This is a genomic window from Bordetella genomosp. 13, from assembly GCF_007679965.1.
Classification (GTDB): Bacteria; Pseudomonadota; Gammaproteobacteria; order Burkholderiales; family Burkholderiaceae_B; genus Bordetella.
Window position 1 is genome coordinate 1 of the sequence record NZ_VEHL01000022.1, and the last position, 413, is coordinate 413.

A 413-nucleotide genomic window follows, 5' to 3' on the forward strand; every position below is an offset into this window, starting at 1 on the left:
GCCGCGCTGGCCGCGCTGAGCCTGAACGACGAGGCACGCCTGGATGCCGGCATCATCAAGACCACCGGCGGCCAGTACTACGGCGGCAACGTCACGCTGCTGGGCGACCATACGCTGACCACGCAGGCCGGCGACGTCACCTTCGCCGCGAGGCTGGGCGGCGAGCACGACCTGACGGTCACGTCCACCGAGTCCGGCGACGTCACCTTCGCCGAGATCGGCAACGGCGACATCATCTACACGCGTTCGCCGCTTCCCGTGGCCACGCGCCTGGGCCAGCTGGCCGTCAACACCGCGGGCCTGACCACGTTCGGCGGCGAAGTGCGCGCCGCGTCGGTCACCACCGACGCGCCGGGCACCCTGGCGATCGATGGCGGCCTGGTCGACACCACCGGCATCCAGTCGTACGGCGA

1 protein-coding gene is annotated in these 413 nt (G+C 71.2%); it reads left to right on the forward strand.

All coding sequences use genetic code 11. The annotated features are described in order from the left end of the window. The coding region (locus FS845_RS26675) for a hypothetical protein (protein WP_186332438.1) at positions 1-413 on the forward strand (413 nt) is incomplete at both ends.